The following is a 15,713-nucleotide window of genomic DNA, read 5'->3' as shown; positions in this document are numbered from 1 at the left end:
CAATCGGATACCGTCGAAAGCCGTATCGCTGGCCCACTGATATTCCACGGCGCGTTCTTCGAATGTCAGTGTTCCCATGCCTGATGCCTATACCGAGTCGGGCCTGCCGATCCGCCCATTGGGTGATCAACCTCACCCAACATCGTTCAGAACCAAGCTTGCCTTGAACCCGCGCGGCCGGTCAACCGACCCAAAATGACCGACAGCATCCATGGACGGACACCGTGTCGATCATCCTGCAGTCCACCGTCGGCGGCTTCTCCGCCCAGTTCATGCGCAAGCTGCCGCTGGTCGAGCAAGCCATGCGCGAGCACGGGCTCGAGCCGTCCGAGTTCGTGATCTCCAAGGACTATGCGGGCACAGCGACGATCCCACTCATGGGCCCGTTCTTCTTCAGTTACAGCGTGTTTTTCGGCGACGAGACGTTCACCGTCACCGAGCCGAACGACATGGTCTTCCTGGACTACTTCTTCAAGCGCGTGCTGGCGGCGGACGGCCCGCCGGAGGTGCCGCGGCAACCGGGATTGATCCGGCGCTTGTTCGGCTGGATGGCGCAGCCGGTGTGAGGTCACCTCGCCACGCTTGTCCCACGACGTCGGCTGGTGTATGTGCTGCGGCCCCGGCGCAATACCGCGCCGCTTTGCTCACGCTCACAAGGGAGGCGGCATGAAGTTGAGATCGACATGTTCCGACCGCCGCCGCCCATCCGCGACCGGCAACCGGTCCTGAGCTGAACGCCGCTTCGCGGCTGTTCTTCCATTTCATCCCATCTGGTTACGAGGGGCGTGACGCAACACGGCGTCACGCCGTGTCGTCATGTATTTGCGGTTCGTTACACCGCTCATCCACCCGCGCAGCCGTGTGGAGAGCGGCTTCTTCCGTGCGTCCTGGTACATCCAGCGGACCAATTGTCCCGACTGGATCCGGCAGGAGCTCTCGGACCAGTTCGACTGGTTCGCACAGCATCTGCCGCTTCCCGGGCGCATCGCGCGGCATTTCAAGCGGCGCGATTCGATCTGGGGCATTTGCTGGTTCGATCCCCGGGCCCGCGAAGCGGTCAGCCGCGCGCGTTACTGCGCCTGGTTGCTCGAGGAGGGCGGCCTGCCGGTGCGCACGATCACGACTTCGCACCAGCGTGAGGTGATCTGGCGCGATGCGCATCAGATCGTCACGAAGCCGTCGGCCGACCTCCCCAAGGCGTTCCCCTGAACGGGGAAGGCTCACTGAAGCGCGATGAGATTTCGATGAATCGTCATCGCGCTTTAGCTCTACTCCCCCCACACCCGCGCCAGCGTCGCGAGCCAGCAGCCTTCGCAATAGCGGGCGTCCTTGTGGTCGATCCAGTTGTGGGCATAGACGTGGTCGAGCGGGATGTCGTAGCGCGCGCGCAGCACCTTCACGAGGATCTTCCAGGCTGCGACCTGCGCATCGGTCGGACCCGTGGTGACATCGGGATAGTTGCCGGCGAACTCGACGCCGATCGAATTGTCGCGCACCACCTGGCGGTAGGTCGACCTGTTGTCGATGTACTTGTTGTCGTTGCGGTTGGCGCCGTCGCCATGGGTCGGCACCAGGTTTTCCGCGACCGCCCAATAGACCGTGCCGTCGGTCTCGACCCACACCGTGACGCCGCGGCGGGTCGGATTCTTCGCCTGCTCCGCCGCGCCGCCTCGCGCCGAGCCTGATGGCCCCTCGGTCTGGTGCACGATGATGTTGCGCCACGCATGGGCGCTCTGGACGTCGCCCCACGGCGCGAGCCAGACGATCTTCAGGCCGGGAATGTCGGGCGTGCCGGAGGCGCGCGCGAGCTTTGCGAGCTCGGTGTCGGTTGCGGCGGCTGGTGCGGTCAGGAGGAGTGCGGCGAAAATCGCCGCGAGCAGGCGGGAGATCATCATGCGGGTCCAACAACGAACTCGAACCCTAGCAGGCTTTACGCGAATTTGCGCGCGGTCTCGGCTAAGCCGCCCGGCTCGGGCGCGAGCGGCGGGGCCGGATCGTAGACCGCAAAATCGTTCTTGCCGTTCTTCTTGGCGGCATAGAGCGCGTGGTCGGCATGCGCGATCAGCCTGTCAGGGAATTGGCCGACGCTGCGGTCCCACTCGGCAACGCCGATCGAGATCGCGATCGGGATGTCGGTGCCGGTGCAGCTCACGGCATCCTGCCGGCACACCTCGAGCACGCGGCGGGCGATCGTGGCTCCCTCGCGCAAGGAGGAGGACGGCAGCACGACGCAGAACTCGTCGCCGCCGGTGCGGGCGAGCATGTCGCCGGGCCGCAGGCGCGTCTGCGCCATCAGGGTGAAGTGCCGTAGGCAGGCATCACCGGCGGCATGGCCATGGGTGTCGTTGATGGTCTTGAAGCCGTCGAGATCCATCACCAGCAGCGAGAACGGCTCGCCGCTGCGCTCGGAACGGGCGCATTCCTCCGACAGCCGCTGCAACAGATGGCGGCGGTTGGCCACTCCCGTGAGATCGTCGAGCAGCGCGAGGTCGGCGACCTCGCCCCGCAATCGTTCGATCGCCATCAGGAGACAGGCGAAATTCCAGCCCATCGCCAGGAACACCAGCAACAGGATCATCAGGGCTTGCAGACCGTTGAAGTTGATCGCGGTGATCGCCCCGCCATAGCCGAACAGCACCGCGGCAGAGCGGACTGCGTGGATGGACAACAGCAGAAAACCCACGATCGCAGCAAGACGCGCACCCGGATTTTCCCGGCCCTCCTGCCTGCGCAGGAGCAGCGGCAGCGTCATCACAACCGGCGTCGATTGCGCCAGCGAGTAGATCACGACCCGCATCGGCATGTTGTCGGTGACGAGCAGGAAGAATGCGAGGCCAGCGCTGCATAAGAAAGAATTGGCGACGGCCACGGTCCAGGACACCGGACGGTGATAAAATCTGGCCACTCCCATGCAGGCGAGCCACGACGAAAAGATCATCAGGGCGCCGCCTGCGATCAAGGGAAAGCCCGGATCCATCACTTCGCGCAGCATCGTTATCGCCGCACCGACTGCCGCCAACACCGCAGCCGCGGTCCAATACCGCGCCGCCTCGAACTTCGGATAGGCGTGGGCGACATAGGCCCAGATCAGACCCAGCGCGAGAAAATTGATGATGATGACGGTCCAAAGCGTCGGTACGTTCAGCATGGCGCCCGCGATACGCGCAGCGTCCCGCCCCCTGTCTCTGGCAGAAGTTCGTCCATGACCCCGTCCCCGTGTTCTTGCGGAAGATCATGCGCGGATTGCGCTTAACGGAACCTCACTGCGATCGCCGAAAGCGCGCCCTTGGTTTTGAATTCATGAACGCCGTGCCGCGACTATCGGATCGTTAGGCACGTCGTCTGTGTCGAGGCACGGTCGCCTCGCCGCGCGTCGCGACGCGGATTCGCGGGTCAAAATCACCTAAAAATGCATCTGAGCTGTGGATAACGGGATGACACAGATGTGACAACGCGGGGCAGAGAGCTGCGAATCTGCTGAGTTCGTCTTTGAGGATGTTGCGAGGCTGGCCCTCCGCCGAGCGTTCCTCGTGTCGCGTTTCACCATTAACCCTTAAGAGGATCCTATGGCTAAGAAAGCGAAGAAGGCGACGAAGAAGAAGGCGAAAAAGGCCAAGAAGGCGAAGAAGAAGTAACGAGGCTTCTTTTTCTTTGCCCGGGTGGAGCCTCGCTCCGCCCGGGTATCGGGCACGGCTGGTTTGAAGGTGGCGGGCAACAGGCCCGCTTTTTTATTGGGCGCGCTGCGCTGCTGTTTCTCCCCCTCCCCGTTCTTACGGGGAGAGGGTTGGGTGAGGGGCCTCTCAACACGCGAGATCGTCGATGGACCTGCCCCCCTCACCGCATCCCATCTGCGATGGGATGCGAGCTCTCCCCGCAGGCGGGGAGAGGTGAAGGAAGCAGCGGGACGAGGTGAGGAATTTACCTTTCCGCAAACGCCAGCTTGGCGCCAAGTGCGGCAAAGCCCGCGGCAAAGCTCCGGCGCAGCCAGGCCATGACGGCGGGACGGGAGATGACGCGCTCGCGCACGGAGGAGGCGCAGAGGCCGTAGACGACGAACACGGCAAAGGTCATCGCCATAAAGGCGCCGCTCAATTCCAACATCCGCGCCAGCACATGGACCTCGTCCGCGGCGATGAACTGCGGCAGGAAGGCGAGGAAGAAGATCGACAGCTTCGGATTGAGGATGTTGATCAGGAAGCCGGTGACGATGACGCGGCCGGCCGACCGCTCCTTGATCCTGCCCTCGACCGCAAGCGCCCCCGTCTCGCGCAGCGCCTGCCAGGACATGTAGAGCAGATAGAGCACGCCGCACCATTTCAGCGCGGCGAAAGCGAGCGCGCTGGTATGCAGCACGGCGGCAAGCCCGAGCATCGCCGCCATCATGTGCGGCACGATCCCGAGCGTGCAGCCAAACGCGGCCGCCACGCTGGCGCGCGAGCCGCGCGTCAGCGCCGCCGCCAATGTGTAGAGCACGCCGGTGCCGGGCGAGGCGACGACGATCAGCGAAGTGAGCAGGAAGGACCAGGTCATGGCCGGACCTTAGCAGTCCGCCTCACTGCAAGAAAGCCGGACTTGGCCTTCAGGACAACTGGGCCCATCAAGACATCTGCGCCAGCTCGGCCTCGCGCAGCACATCCAGCGGCGCCCACGGCTTGGCCCAGAATTTCGCGCCATCAGGCAGGGGCTGCTTCAGGGGACGGCCGGAGGTGACGACCACGTCGAGCCGGGGGTTGCGATCCTTGGCGACGTGCGCGAGCTCGACCCCGTTCATGCGGCCGGCGAGCTGCACGTCGGTCATCATCAGGCAAAGCGCGCCCGCGTTCTTGTCGAGGATGCGCTCGGCGGCTTCGGCGCTTTCGCACTGAATCACCTGGTAGCCGCTCTCTTCCAGCAGGACACACAGCATCTCTCGCTGCATGACATCGTCTTCAACGATCAGCGCTGTCGCGCGAAATGGTTTTGCTTGTCCCATCAGCGACTCCAATGCTTGCTTTCGTAACGTATGTTAAAAACCGGGAGGGGCTACGGGTTCGGTTTCGTTTCAAAAAAATGTAAATCGTGGTTCCATCATCAGGGGCTTGGGGGAACATCATGACTGCGATTCGCGGCGCTGCCGCCATCACGGGAGCCGCCAGCGGCATCGGCCGCGCGCTCGCAATCGAGCTCGCCGGGCGCGGCTGCGATCTCGCGCTCGCCGATCGCGACGAGGCCGGGCTGAAGACGCTCGCTTCGGAGATCGGAGGACAGCGAAAGGTGAGCGTGCACCGCGTCGATGTCGGCGAAGCGAGCGACATCGCGCAGTTCGCGACCGATGCGATCGCGGCGCATCCCGCGCTCGGCATTGTCGTGAACAATGCCGGCGTGGCGCTGCTGGGGACGTTCGAGGAGATCAACCAGGCGCAGATGGAGTGGCTGTTCGACATCAATTTCTGGGGCGTGGTGCACGGCACGCGCGCCTTTCTGCCGCATCTGAAGACGAAGCCAGAGGCGCATATCGTCAACCTCTCCTCGATCTTCGGCATCATTGCCCCGCCCGGGCAATCGGCCTATGCCGCCGCGAAATTCGCGGTGCGGGGCTTCTCCGAGAGCGTGCGGCACGAGCTTGCGGTGGCGGGCAGTCCCATCAAGCTGTCGGTCGTCCATCCCGGCGGCGTCGCCACCGCGATTGCGCGTTCTTCGCGCACCGGCGTCGGCGTCACCGACAATGAGCGCCGCTCGCAGATGATCGAGCGGTTTGAGACCGCGGCGAAGACCACGCCGAAGGACGCGGCGCTGCGCATCATCAAGGGCATCGAGCGGAACGAGCCGCGCATCCTGATCGGCAACGACGCCCGCTTCATGGACCTGCTCCAGCGCTTCCGCCCGGGGACATACTGGGCGCCGTTGCAGCGGCGGTTGGAGAAGATGGCGAAGGGGACGTAGTCAGGGACGCGATGGCGTCACCTCACCCACCGCTGTCGTAGGGTGGGCAAAGCGAAAGCGTGCCCACGACTTCCGATAACGGACGGAAATGGTGGGCACGGCGCCTTGCGCCTTTGCCCACCCTACGAACTGTCATTCCCCGCGAAGGCGGGGAATCCAGTACTCCGAGACGGCGCGGCTAGAATCGAGCTGCTGCGGCGTACCGGATCGCCCGCCTTCGCGGGCGATGACAGTGAATGTGTGGCGCACGCTCAGCCGCTCAGCCCCTACTGCCCCATCAGCCGGTCCGCGAAATAGCCGATCGTCTTCCGGTACACCACCGCCCTGTTCCACTCGCGCATCGCCTCGAAATTGGCGCTGCCTTCGCCATAGGACTGGCCCATCTTGAAGCCGTTGGTGTGCAACAGGTTCGCGGTCGAGGCGAGCACGTCGGGAACGCTGTGGCGGAGATCGACATGGCCGTCGCCGTCGAAATCCACGCCGTATTTGATGTAGGACGACGGCAGGAACTGGGTCTGGCCGATCTCGCCGGCATAGGCGCCGATGAGGTCGCGCAGCGGCAGGTCGCCGCGCTGCACGATCTTGAGCGCGGCGAGCAGCTCGCCCTGGAACAGATCGGTGCGGCGGCAGTCATGCGCGAGCGTCGCCAGCGTTCGGATCACCGGCAGCTTGCCGATGTCGCCCTTGCCGAAATCGCTCTCCAGCCCCCAGATCGCGACCAGGATCTGCCTGGGCACGCCGAACTGCTGCTCGATGCGCGAGAGCAGTGCGGCATGACGCTGGAGCAGCGCGCGGCCCCCATTGATGCGGCCGGCGCCGACGCGGGTCGAGACATACTGCTCAAAGCTCTTGTTGAAGGTGTAGCGCTGGCGCCGGTCGAAGGCGAGCACCGCGCCGTCCTGGGTGATGCCGCTGAAGGCCGCGCTGGTCACACTCGCCGAGACGCCGGCTCCTTGCGCCTCCGCAGCCACGCTGGCGACGAAGCTGTTGAAGTCGCCGCCGCAGCGCGCAGCCTGCGCCGACCCGCCGGCCAGCAAGAGGATGGAGGCGGCGGCGAGAAGCGGTCTCAACATGCGGAGGTCCTTTTGGAATTTGCGTAGGAAAGCAGCAGGCGATCATGCCCGGGAACCGGATTCGCGTCAAAGCGGCAAAACTCGCCAGAACCGATCCCGCCGCGAACGCGACTAAGGAGCAGCGCTCACCCCTGCCCCAACCTGATCGAGATGACCATGCCCATTCGTTGCCGGATGCTCGCCGTCCTCGCTCTGCTCTCGCTCCACACCGTTGCCGCCTCCGCGCAGACGCGCGACGTCGCAGGCTCCCGCGACTATCCCGGCATCGGCCGCTTCGCCGGCAGCGTCATCACCGGCTATGTCGTGAAGGATTTTGACGCGGCGCGGATGCAGGCGGCGCCCTTCAAAGACGGCCAGCCGACGGACGCACGGCGGCTCGAGGGCCGCATTGTCCGCATCGCCTATCGCACCAATCCCGGCCCCTCGATCCTGGAAGTGTCGCGCAATTTCGAGACGCAGCTGGCCAAGGCCGGCTTCGAGACGCTGCTTGCCTGCGACACCGATGCCTGCGGCGCCATTCCCTTCACCGAAAGCATCGACACACTCCCGGTGCCGCAGATGTGGGTCGACGGCTTCAACTACCGCTACTTTGCCGGCCGCAAGACCGAAGGCGGCCGCGAGACTTTTGCCAGCGTCCTCGTCAGCCAGAACAACCAGGACATCTATGCGCAGGTTACCGTCGCCGAGTTAGGTGCGATCGCGAACAAGATGGTGGATGCCGCTGCGATGGCGAAAGGTCTCGGCGAGACCGGCCACATCGCGCTCTACGGTATCTATTTCGACACCGACAAGGCCGTGCTGAAACCCGAGAGCCGCCCGACACTGGAGCAGATCGCAAAGCTCCTCACCAGCCAGCCGCAACTGAGCGTCTTCATCGTCGGCCACACCGACAGCCAGGGCGCCTATGAATACAATCTCGATCTGTCGAAGCGACGCGCCGAGGCCGTCGCAGCGGAGCTGGTGAAGAGCTTTCGCATCGTGCCGACGCGGCTGCGCACCGCCGGCGTCGGCCTGCTGGCGCCGGTCGGCTCGAACGCAACGGACGCCGGCCGCGCGCTGAACCGGCGGGTCGAGCTGGTGGCACCGTAACCCCCTGCTCTCGTCATTCCGGGGCGCCCGAAGGGCGAACCCGGAATCCATCACGCAGCAGAGGTGGTGAGTACTTGGATTCCGGGCTCGCGCAACGCGCGCCCGGAGTGACGGATGAGAGACTGGCCGCTATAGTATCGATGCTCGCGCGGCGCCGTCAGTTGGTGCGTTGGGCCAGCATGAGGCAGCAGGCCATGCCCAACAATCAGCAACCTCGACCGCCCCATCTCCTCCGCAGTCCCCTCTTCCGTCTGCTCGCCATCAACCTCGCGATCGGCGCCTGCGCCGCAGTGCTGCTCGTCGGCGGACTGCTCTGGCTGAACCCCGCGCATCTGCGCGAGCTGATCTTCGCCGACCACGCCGGCGGGATTGCGCTTGGACTGCTGCTGGCGTCGTTCCTCATCACCTTCGGTTCCACGGCGATGGGCAGCGCGATCATGGCGCAGGGGCGCAAGGACGATGACGGCGGACGTGGCGGCCAGGGATCGCGACTCGCCGCGCAGGAGCTGGCGAAGCGCGCCCGGACAAGGTGAACGCACGTCGCGTGGCGCCGCTGCCATTAACATATGTTATCGCGCGATCCACACGCGGACGGGATAACGTGCAAATCGGTGCGTATTCCTACAAGCCGGATCGCTCTCGCTGCATCGCAAGAGCCGCAGATGCGAACAAACTGCTTTGATAATCCAAACAATTGCTTCGATGCTGCATTGGAACTCGACACCACGACAAGCGCATATCTGCTGCGCTCGCTGCGACATCGGCGCTCCCGTGATTTGTCTTGCCACCGCATGACGCAGTCTATACGCTTCTATTCTAGGTTGTTGCCCTGCCAGCCCCGGGCAACGCTGAAGACCAAAAATAGACGGCGGGCTTTCGCGGCCCGCCGTTTATTGAGGGCTCGCTTCGAACCTCGCGAAGCGCCGGGCGCTTCAATCTCACGAACAGATATCGTCGATCGATGGCAAGGGCGGCTGACGCTGACTTTCGCGTTTGACAAGTCGCGAAGTCATTTGACTGCGGCGCCCTGATCGACGACAAGCCGCCATGGCCAAGAAACCCGGAACCAATCCCAAAGGCGAATTCGCCTTCTTCAACGTCGTCTATGAAGACGATTCCCAACGCTCCAATCGCCGCGTCCCCGCCGAGCTGCTCGGCGGCCTCGACGGCGACGAACCCGCCCGCAACTTCATCATGGAGCAGGACCGCGAGATCGCGGAGAAGAGCGGGCGACCGGCGCTCGAGATCAAGCGGATTGAGCGGGTGGGCGCGAAGAAGAAGTAGGCGCTGCGCGCGGGTCGCGCGAAGCAGCGGCATAAAAGAAAAACGGCGGGCTTTCGGCCCGCCGTTTTCGTTTGGATGGATGCCCGGGTCGAGCCCGGGCATGACGATACAATCAGTTATCCAAGAAGCTCCGCAGCTTCCGGCTCCGCGACGGATGTTTCAGCTTCCGCAGCGCCTTCGCTTCGATCTGACGGATACGCTCGCGCGTCACCGAGAACTGCTGGCCGACTTCTTCCAGCGTGTGGTCGGTGTTCATGCCGATGCCGAAGCGCATGCGCAGGACGCGCTCTTCGCGCGGGGTCAGAGACGCCAGCACGCGCGTGGTGGTCTCGCGCAAATTGGACTGGATCGCGGCGTCGATCGGCAGGATCGCGTTCTTGTCCTCGATGAAATCGCCGAGATGTGAATCCTCTTCGTCACCGACGGGCGTCTCCAGCGAGAGCGGCTCCTTGGCGATCTTGAGAACCTTGCGGACCTTCTCGAGCGGCATGCCGAGCTTCTCGGCGAGCTCTTCCGGGGTCGGCTCGCGGCCGATCTCGTTGAGCATCTGGCGGGACGTGCGCACGATCTTGTTGATCGTCTCGATCATGTGCACGGGGATGCGGATGGTGCGGGCTTGGTCCGCAATGCTGCGGGTGATCGCCTGCCGGATCCACCACGTCGCGTAGGTCGAGAACTTGTAGCCGCGGCGATACTCGAATTTGTCGACCGCCTTCATCAGGCCGATGTTGCCTTCCTGGATCAGGTCGAGGAATTGCAGGCCACGGTTGGTGTACTTCTTCGCAATCGAGATCACGAGACGGAGGTTGGCTTCCACCATCTCCTTCTTGGCCTGGCGTGCCTCGCGCTCGCCCTTCTGCACGGAGTGCACGATCTTGCGGAACTCGATGATCTCGAGGCCGGTGAGCGCCGCGAGCTGATGCACCTCGTGACGAAGGTCCTTGATGCGGTCCTTCTCGTGGTGGACGAAGTTCTTCCAGCCTTTTGCGGAAAGTTTCGAGACGCGGTTGAGCCAGCGCGGATCGAGCTCCGAGCCGGTGTAGTTGCGCAGGAAGTCGTCGCGCGCGACGCCGTGACTGTCGGCGAGACGCATCAGGCGGCCCTCGTGCGAGACGAGGCGCTTGTTGATGTCGTAGAGCTGCTCGACGAGGCTGTCGATACGCGCCTGGTTGAGGCGCAGCGACTTCACCTCGACGATGATCTCGTCCTTGAGCTTGCGGTACTTGCGCTCCTGGTGCGGCGACAGCGAGGGACCGTGCGAGGTGCTCTCGAGCTGGTTCTGGATGTCCTGCTCCTGAAGCTTGCGCAGCTTCTTGTAGCTCTCGGCGATCTTGTCGAAGATCTCGACGACCTTCGGCTTGAGCTCGGCCTCGATGGCCGCGAGCGACATCTGGTTCTCGAACTCGTCGTCCTCGTCCATGTCTGCTTCGGCGGCGGCTTCGCCCGGATCCTTCTCCTCGCCGCCCTGACCGCCAGGGGCGGGCTGCGCGGCGCGGAACGGGGTCGGCGACGGAGGCGCGGCGGGCGGGGCGACATGCGCGGGCGCAGCGGTGGCGGCGACAGCCTCGCCGCCTTCGGCCGGCGCTTCGCCGTTCTCGCCGGCGGGACCGGCGATCATCGCGGTGTTCATGCCGCCCTTGGCGTCGGGGCCGGCATAGGTCGCTTCGAGATCGATGATGTCGCGGAGGAAGATCTTGCCTTCGTTGAGCTCGTCGCGCCAGATGATGATGGCCTGGAAGGTCAGCGGGCTTTCGCACAGGCCCGCGATCATCGCCTCACGGCCGGCCTCGATGCGCTTGGCAATCGCGATTTCGCCTTCGCGGGAGAGCAGCTCGACCGTGCCCATCTCGCGCAGATACATGCGCACGGGATCGTCGGTGCGCTCGCCCGGCTCGCTCTTCTTGACCTCGGTGACGGCCTTCTGGGTAACCTCGACGAGCTCGTTATCGGTCTCGTCGTCGGCCTCGTCCTTCTCCTCTTCGCCCTCGCTGTCGTCGGCTTCGGTGACGTTGATGCCCATGTCCGAGAGCATGGACATGATGTCCTCGATCTGCTCGGGCGAGGTCTGGTCGGACGGCAAAACTTCATTGAGCTGATCGAAGGTCACGAAGCCGCGCTTCTTGGCCTGCTTGATCATCTTCTTCACTGCCGCGTCGGACAGATCGAGCAACGGCGAGGGCGCGTCCTGGGAATCCTTCTCGGGAGCATCCGCTGCCTTGTCGTCTTTTTCCTTGTCCTTCGCCTGCAGCGTCTTTGCCTTGGTGGCCATCCATTGCTCCTAAACGCGCTTCATGCGAGACGATCGCCGCGCCCCGCGTGAATCCACTTGAACCTGTTGCTCGACGCTCTCGCTTCGGCAGCTCTCGACACGGAAAAGGCGGCGCACGTGTCTCTCGCCACCCCCAACTCTCTCTCGCCGGATTTGCCTAACGCTTCGTGAGCCTCTTTGTCGCAGCGGATGCAGGTGTAGTGCCAACAGCGATTGCGCGGATTCATTCCTGACGCGTCTGTTCTGCCTGCGGCCGCCTGGTGGCCAAAGTGCTACAAGACCGTTAAGCCTCGATTAACCCTGTTTTTGCCGCCAAACCTTGGATTTGGCGAGTCTTTTAGCGGTTCCGACCCCGGCCGTCCGCATGATTCTTTCATCACACGCTCTTCTGGAACCGGCCCGACAGCTCGCCAAAACCCTCGATCAGGGCCTCGGTACCGTCGACCTCGGCCAGCCGAGCCTTCACGTCGCGCAGCCACGCCAAATTGGCCTCGCTGGGGTCTTCCCCCAAGGCCAGCTCGGCGTCTTTCAGCTCTCTAAGTAGTGAATGGTATTGCCGATGCAAGGCAACGAGCTGGTGCCAGGTGGCAAGAACGTCATCCCGCGCCGCGCCCTCGCGGGCCCCGAACACCGCAGCGGTGGTGATGGCATTCTCAACCCTTTGAAGGAGCTGCGAAAAACCGCTCTTCTCGAGGTCGCCACGCATCTTCTCGGCCTGCTCCTCGGGGTCCGGGGAGTGGTGATGGTCGTTGGCGAAGGCGGCGATGATGCCGGCCCTGAGCTTGTGAGCCTCGGGGTGGGCCAGCTCCAGGGCGGCGACCTCCTCGAGGTGCTCATGCAGCAGCCAGGGATGATTGATCAGGCATTGCAGGATCAGGGCCTCCCGGCGGGAGATGGCGCTGCGCTGGCCCTTCATGATCGGGCTGGCCGCCAGCTGGGGACTGGCCGCCTGGTAGGGGCCGGACGGCAACAGGGTCGGACCGGGCGGACCGCGGCGCCCTTGGCCGCCGAATCCCTGGCCGCCGAATCGATTCGCGCCGGCCCCGCCCCTGGGCTGGAACGACCGTCCGCCCTGACCGGGGCGGAAATTGCCCCGGCCGCCAAAGCCGCGCCCGCCCTCCGGAGCGAAGGTGCGCTGAAGCCGCTCGACGAAATCGTCGCGATAATAGCGCCGCACCACCTCGTCGCGGATGCCGCCAGTGAGCTCCTTGATGCGCGCTTCCAGCGCGGCGCGGCGCTCGGGGGTGGCAAAATTGCCGCCTTCGAGCTCGCGCGACCAGATCATGTCGGCGAGCGGACGGGCCGCTGTGATCACCTCCTCGATCGCGCCGCGCCCACCTGAGCGGACGAGATCGTCGGGGTCCTGCCCTTCCGGCAGCAGTGCAATGCGCAGGCTTTTTCCCGGTGCGAGGAAGGGCAGCGCGAGGTCGGCAGCGCGATACGCGGCCTTCTGCCCGGCGCGGTCGCCGTCGAAGCAGAGGATCGGCTCGTCCGCCATCTTCCAGAGCAGCGCGAGCTGGCTTTCGGTGAGCGCGGTGCCGAGCGGCGCGACGGCCCCTGGAAAACCGGCGGTGACCATGGCAATGACGTCGACGTAGCCTTCGACCACGATCAGCGCGCCGCCATCATGCGTGGCTTTGCGCGCGGTCTGGTGATTGTAGAGATTGTCGCCCTTGTGGAAGAGCGGCGTCTCCGGCGAATTCAGGTATTTTGCCGGAACGTCCTTCTCCAGCGCGCGCCCGCCGAAGGCGATGACGCGACCGCGTAAGTCCGTGATCGGAAACATCACGCGGTCGCGGAAGCGATCATAAGGAACGGGAATGTCGTTGCCCGCAACGAGCAGGCCGGTCTCGATCATGTCCTCGACGGAGACACCGAGCTTGCCGAGATGCTCCTTCAGCGCGAAGCGCTCGGGCGGCGGCGGCGCATAGCCGAGGCGAAACTGCAATTGCGTCGCCGGCGAGATGGCGCGGTCGGCGAGATAGCCGCGCGCCTTGGCTCCGACGCGCGAGGCCAATGTCTCCGCGAAAAATTTCGCGGCGAGATCCATGACGTCATGCAGCGACTTGCGCCGCTGCTCGAATCGCGCCGCATCCGGCGTCACCGCCGGCAGCGGCAGGCCCGCCATGCCCGCGAGCCGCTCGACGGCTTCAGCGAACGGCAGCCCGTCGGTCTCCATCACGAAGGTGATGATGTCGCCGTGCTTGCCGGAGGAGAAGTCGTGGTAAAATCCCTTCTGGTCGTTGACGTAGAAGGACGGCGTCTTCTCCTGCTGGAACGGCGACAGCCCCTTCCACTCCCGCCCCGCCTTCTTCAGCTTGACGCGCTTGCCCACGACTTCGGAAACCGAAAGCCGGGCACGAAGCTCGTCGAGGAACTGGGGCGTGAAGCGCATGGCCTGGGTGTAGCGCAAACCGGGGTGAGTCGGGCGAAGGATCAGGGATATAGGTGCGGCCGGGTTAAAGGCCAGGTTTAGGCGGGTTATCCGGCTTATTCGACCTATTCACAGGGCCTGGTCCCGTCACCCCCGCGCAATGGCGAAGCCATTGTCGCTGGAGGTGCCGCCCCTTCGGCGAGCCTCGAAGGGCGACGGCCGGGCTGCATCCGGGCCGATTCATCCTTCGAGGCTCACACAGCTATGCAGTGTGAGTACCTCAGGATGACGGGACCAATATCCCGGAATGATGGTGGTAAGGCTTGAACCCAGCCCGCTTCCACGCTTCCATGGCTCCATGTTCAGGACCTTTCGAGGCGGTCACAGCGGGGGCTGGCGCGTCACCTCGATTTCACCGGTGACGGGCGAGCCCCTGCCCTTCGTGCCGGCGCTGTCGGTCACCGACAGCGATGCCGTCTCGTTGCCGCTGGTACCCTCGCGCAATGCCTGGCGGCTGGTCGGTGTGCCCTCTAGCTTGCGCTACACCGAGCGGGCCGAGAAGGAGCAGCTCGTGGCCGTGCAGGCCGGGCTCGGCCGGCTGGAAGCCACCAGCGCGGCGCTGATCCCGATCCGCAAATCGCAGGCGTGGTGGGAGCTGACGCAGGAAGAGCGCCGCAAGATCTTCGAGGACAAGTCGCACCACATCGCGAGCAGTCTTCGCTTCCTGCCCGCGATCGCGCGCCAGCTCTATCATTGCCGCGACCTCGGCGGCCCCTTCGATTTCCTGACCTGGTTCGAATTCGCCCCCGCGGACGCCTCGCTGTTCGAGGAGCTGGTCGGGATGCTCAGGCAAACCGAGGAATGGACCTATGTCGAGCATGAGGTCGACGTGCGCGTGGTGAAGGAAGTGCTGTCGGCTTAGTGAGCCAGAAAGCAGCCACGATGACGGTCTGCTCCCTCGCCCCGCTTGCGGGGAGAGGGTTGGGGTGAGGGGGAGTCTCCGCAAGGACGGTGAGAATTGGACTCGCGGAGGCTCCCCCTCACCCGGATTGCATCTTCGATGCAATCCGACCTCTCCCCGCAAGCGGGGCGAGGTGAAGTCGGCATCCGCGGTTAGTGCTCTAGAAAACGCCCGGACTCGATGCGCGGCAGGTCGGTGACCGGCCAGTTGTAGACGTAGGTCCAGGCCTTGCCTGTGCTGCCATCCGCGCCTGTCACGTCGATCAGCTGCCGCAGATATTCGGTCGGCTCCGGAAAACCTTCGCCGCAAGCCTCGTACATGTCGAGCTCGCGCAGCAGCTCGTCCGGCACGCGCAGGTGAAACAGCTCGCCGTGAACGATGTCGGAGGCCGCATCCGACATCAGCAGGCCCGGATAATGCTTCACAAGAACGAGCCGGCCACGGCAGGTCGCTTCGCCGAGGAAATCCGCATGGCCCGCGAGCAGCCGCGCCATCGGATGGTCGAAGCCGCGCATCAGGGTGCCGTAGACGAAGAGACGATCGGAGGTCATGGCGTGTCTATAACCGCCAATCACGCGAAGCGACAGCGTCGCGCGTGGCAAATGTCGCCCCAATCAAGGGCGGGAGCGCGCGATATTCGGTCTTGAGATGAATCGCGGGTGGCGGCATCGTCCGGCAAGCTGGATCAATTTCGGACAGGCGATTCCTGCCTGATTTCGAGGGGCAATTGCATTTTCGTTA

The 15,713-nt window shown here is 64.4% G+C and carries 15 protein-coding genes; 7 read left to right on the top strand and 8 right to left on the bottom strand.

Going from position 1 to position 15,713, the window contains the following annotated elements; translation table 11 throughout:
- Positions 1 to 224 precede the first annotated feature (224 nt).
- Together AAFG16_RS06670 and AAFG16_RS06665 are read left to right on the top strand one after the other, a co-directional pair.
- A complete protein-coding gene (locus AAFG16_RS06670; protein WP_283084084.1) occupies positions 225 to 566 on the top strand; it encodes a hypothetical protein in 342 nt (113 codons plus the stop codon).
- A gap of 250 nt (positions 567 to 816) precedes the next feature.
- Positions 817 to 1,209: a hypothetical protein gene (locus AAFG16_RS06665; protein ID WP_283084083.1), complete on the top strand. Its 393-nt coding sequence runs from the start codon at positions 817 to 819 to the stop codon at positions 1,207 to 1,209.
- A gap of 59 nt (positions 1,210 to 1,268) precedes the next feature.
- Here AAFG16_RS06665 and AAFG16_RS06660 read toward each other — a convergent pair whose 3' ends face one another.
- The 4 genes from AAFG16_RS06660 to AAFG16_RS06645 all read right to left on the bottom strand — a co-directional run bounded on the left by AAFG16_RS06660 (position 1,269) and on the right by AAFG16_RS06645 (position 4,972).
- Positions 1,269 to 1,895: a peptidoglycan recognition family protein gene (locus tag AAFG16_RS06660; protein WP_283084082.1), complete on the bottom strand. Its 627-nt coding sequence runs from the start codon at positions 1,893 to 1,895 to the stop codon at positions 1,269 to 1,271.
- A gap of 35 nt (positions 1,896 to 1,930) precedes the next feature.
- Positions 1,931 to 3,148: a GGDEF domain-containing protein gene (locus AAFG16_RS06655; RefSeq protein ID WP_342738183.1), complete on the bottom strand. Its 1,218-nt coding sequence runs from the start codon at positions 3,146 to 3,148 to the stop codon at positions 1,931 to 1,933.
- Between the two features lie 770 nt (positions 3,149 to 3,918).
- Positions 3,919 to 4,530 (bottom strand): LysE family translocator, encoded by a 612-nt coding sequence (locus AAFG16_RS06650; RefSeq protein WP_342738181.1) that lies wholly within the window; start codon positions 4,528 to 4,530, stop codon positions 3,919 to 3,921.
- A gap of 67 nt (positions 4,531 to 4,597) precedes the next feature.
- On the bottom strand, positions 4,598 to 4,972 hold the full coding sequence (locus tag AAFG16_RS06645) for a response regulator (protein WP_342738179.1): 375 nt from the start codon (positions 4,970 to 4,972) through the stop codon (positions 4,598 to 4,600).
- A gap of 119 nt (positions 4,973 to 5,091) precedes the next feature.
- On the opposite strand from AAFG16_RS06645, the gene AAFG16_RS06640 reads away from it, so the two are divergent.
- Positions 5,092 to 5,922, top strand: a complete 831-nt coding sequence (locus tag AAFG16_RS06640) for an SDR family NAD(P)-dependent oxidoreductase (RefSeq protein ID WP_342738177.1) — start codon at positions 5,092 to 5,094, stop codon at positions 5,920 to 5,922.
- Positions 5,923 to 6,188: 266 nt separating this feature from the next.
- Here AAFG16_RS06640 and AAFG16_RS06635 read toward each other — a convergent pair whose 3' ends face one another.
- Positions 6,189 to 6,995 (bottom strand): lytic murein transglycosylase, encoded by an 807-nt coding sequence (locus AAFG16_RS06635; protein WP_342738175.1) that lies wholly within the window; start codon positions 6,993 to 6,995, stop codon positions 6,189 to 6,191.
- Positions 6,996 to 7,145: 150 nt separating this feature from the next.
- Between AAFG16_RS06635 and AAFG16_RS06630 the strand changes: the two genes are divergently transcribed.
- From AAFG16_RS06630 to AAFG16_RS06620, 3 genes are all read left to right on the top strand, one after another.
- Positions 7,146 to 8,084, top strand: coding sequence for an OmpA family protein (locus AAFG16_RS06630; RefSeq protein WP_342738173.1), 939 nt, complete (start codon positions 7,146 to 7,148; stop codon positions 8,082 to 8,084).
- Positions 8,085 to 8,278: 194 nt separating this feature from the next.
- Positions 8,279 to 8,617, top strand: a complete 339-nt coding sequence (locus AAFG16_RS06625; RefSeq protein ID WP_342740858.1) for a hypothetical protein — start codon at positions 8,279 to 8,281, stop codon at positions 8,615 to 8,617.
- A gap of 514 nt (positions 8,618 to 9,131) precedes the next feature.
- Positions 9,132 to 9,368: a hypothetical protein gene (locus AAFG16_RS06620; protein WP_235540456.1), complete on the top strand. Its 237-nt coding sequence runs from the start codon at positions 9,132 to 9,134 to the stop codon at positions 9,366 to 9,368.
- A 112-nt stretch (positions 9,369 to 9,480) separates the two neighbouring features.
- On the opposite strand, the gene rpoD is transcribed toward AAFG16_RS06620, so the two are convergent.
- Both rpoD and dnaG read right to left on the bottom strand, forming a co-directional pair.
- Complete coding sequence (gene rpoD, locus AAFG16_RS06615; RefSeq protein ID WP_342738170.1) at positions 9,481 to 11,637, bottom strand: RNA polymerase sigma factor RpoD; 2,157 nt, start codon at positions 11,635 to 11,637, stop codon at positions 9,481 to 9,483.
- 376 nt (positions 11,638 to 12,013) lie between these two features.
- Entirely contained in the window at positions 12,014 to 14,032 is a 2,019-nt protein-coding gene (gene dnaG / locus AAFG16_RS06610; protein ID WP_283084073.1) for a DNA primase, read from the bottom strand.
- A 337-nt stretch (positions 14,033 to 14,369) separates the two neighbouring features.
- On the opposite strand from dnaG, the gene AAFG16_RS06605 reads away from it, so the two are divergent.
- Positions 14,370 to 14,933, top strand: a complete 564-nt coding sequence (locus tag AAFG16_RS06605) for a chlorite dismutase family protein (protein WP_283084072.1) — start codon at positions 14,370 to 14,372, stop codon at positions 14,931 to 14,933.
- A 191-nt stretch (positions 14,934 to 15,124) separates the two neighbouring features.
- Here AAFG16_RS06605 and AAFG16_RS06600 read toward each other — a convergent pair whose 3' ends face one another.
- The gene (locus AAFG16_RS06600) at positions 15,125 to 15,523 is read right to left on the bottom strand and encodes a gamma-glutamylcyclotransferase family protein (protein WP_342738167.1); all 399 of its coding nucleotides are present in this window, start codon (positions 15,521 to 15,523) and stop codon (positions 15,125 to 15,127) included.
- Positions 15,524 to 15,713: the final 190 nt, after the last annotated feature.

The sequence above is a fragment of the Bradyrhizobium sp. B117 genome (assembly GCF_038969555.1).
GTDB lineage: Bacteria > Pseudomonadota > Alphaproteobacteria > Rhizobiales > Xanthobacteraceae > Bradyrhizobium.
Note: the sequence above shows the minus strand (reverse complement) of the source record. Positions and strands in the feature narration are given on the sequence as shown.

Bases quoted from the DNA above. Each gene is read 5' to 3' on its own strand.
- AAFG16_RS06625 (WP_342740858.1), top strand. From the start codon at position 8,279: ATGCCCAACAATCAGCAACCTCGACCGCCCCATCTCCTCCGCAGTCCC.
- AAFG16_RS06605 (WP_283084072.1), top strand. From the start codon at position 14,370: ATGTTCAGGACCTTTCGAGGCGGTCACAGCGGGGGCTGGCGCGTCACC.
- AAFG16_RS06620 (WP_235540456.1), top strand. From the start codon at position 9,132: ATGGCCAAGAAACCCGGAACCAATCCCAAAGGCGAATTCGCCTTCTTC.
- AAFG16_RS06630 (WP_342738173.1), top strand. From the start codon at position 7,146: ATGACCATGCCCATTCGTTGCCGGATGCTCGCCGTCCTCGCTCTGCTC.
- dnaG (WP_283084073.1), bottom strand. From the start codon at position 14,032: ATGCGCTTCACGCCCCAGTTCCTCGACGAGCTTCGTGCCCGGCTTTCG.
- AAFG16_RS06650 (WP_342738181.1), bottom strand. From the start codon at position 4,530: ATGACCTGGTCCTTCCTGCTCACTTCGCTGATCGTCGTCGCCTCGCCC.
- AAFG16_RS06600 (WP_342738167.1), bottom strand. From the start codon at position 15,523: ATGACCTCCGATCGTCTCTTCGTCTACGGCACCCTGATGCGCGGCTTC.
- AAFG16_RS06635 (WP_342738175.1), bottom strand. From the start codon at position 6,995: ATGTTGAGACCGCTTCTCGCCGCCGCCTCCATCCTCTTGCTGGCCGGC.
- rpoD (WP_342738170.1), bottom strand. From the start codon at position 11,637: ATGGCCACCAAGGCAAAGACGCTGCAGGCGAAGGACAAGGAAAAAGAC.
- AAFG16_RS06655 (WP_342738183.1), bottom strand. From the start codon at position 3,148: ATGCTGAACGTACCGACGCTTTGGACCGTCATCATCATCAATTTTCTC.
- AAFG16_RS06645 (WP_342738179.1), bottom strand. From the start codon at position 4,972: ATGGGACAAGCAAAACCATTTCGCGCGACAGCGCTGATCGTTGAAGAC.
- AAFG16_RS06640 (WP_342738177.1), top strand. From the start codon at position 5,092: ATGACTGCGATTCGCGGCGCTGCCGCCATCACGGGAGCCGCCAGCGGC.
- AAFG16_RS06665 (WP_283084083.1), top strand. From the start codon at position 817: ATGTATTTGCGGTTCGTTACACCGCTCATCCACCCGCGCAGCCGTGTG.
- AAFG16_RS06660 (WP_283084082.1), bottom strand. From the start codon at position 1,895: ATGATGATCTCCCGCCTGCTCGCGGCGATTTTCGCCGCACTCCTCCTG.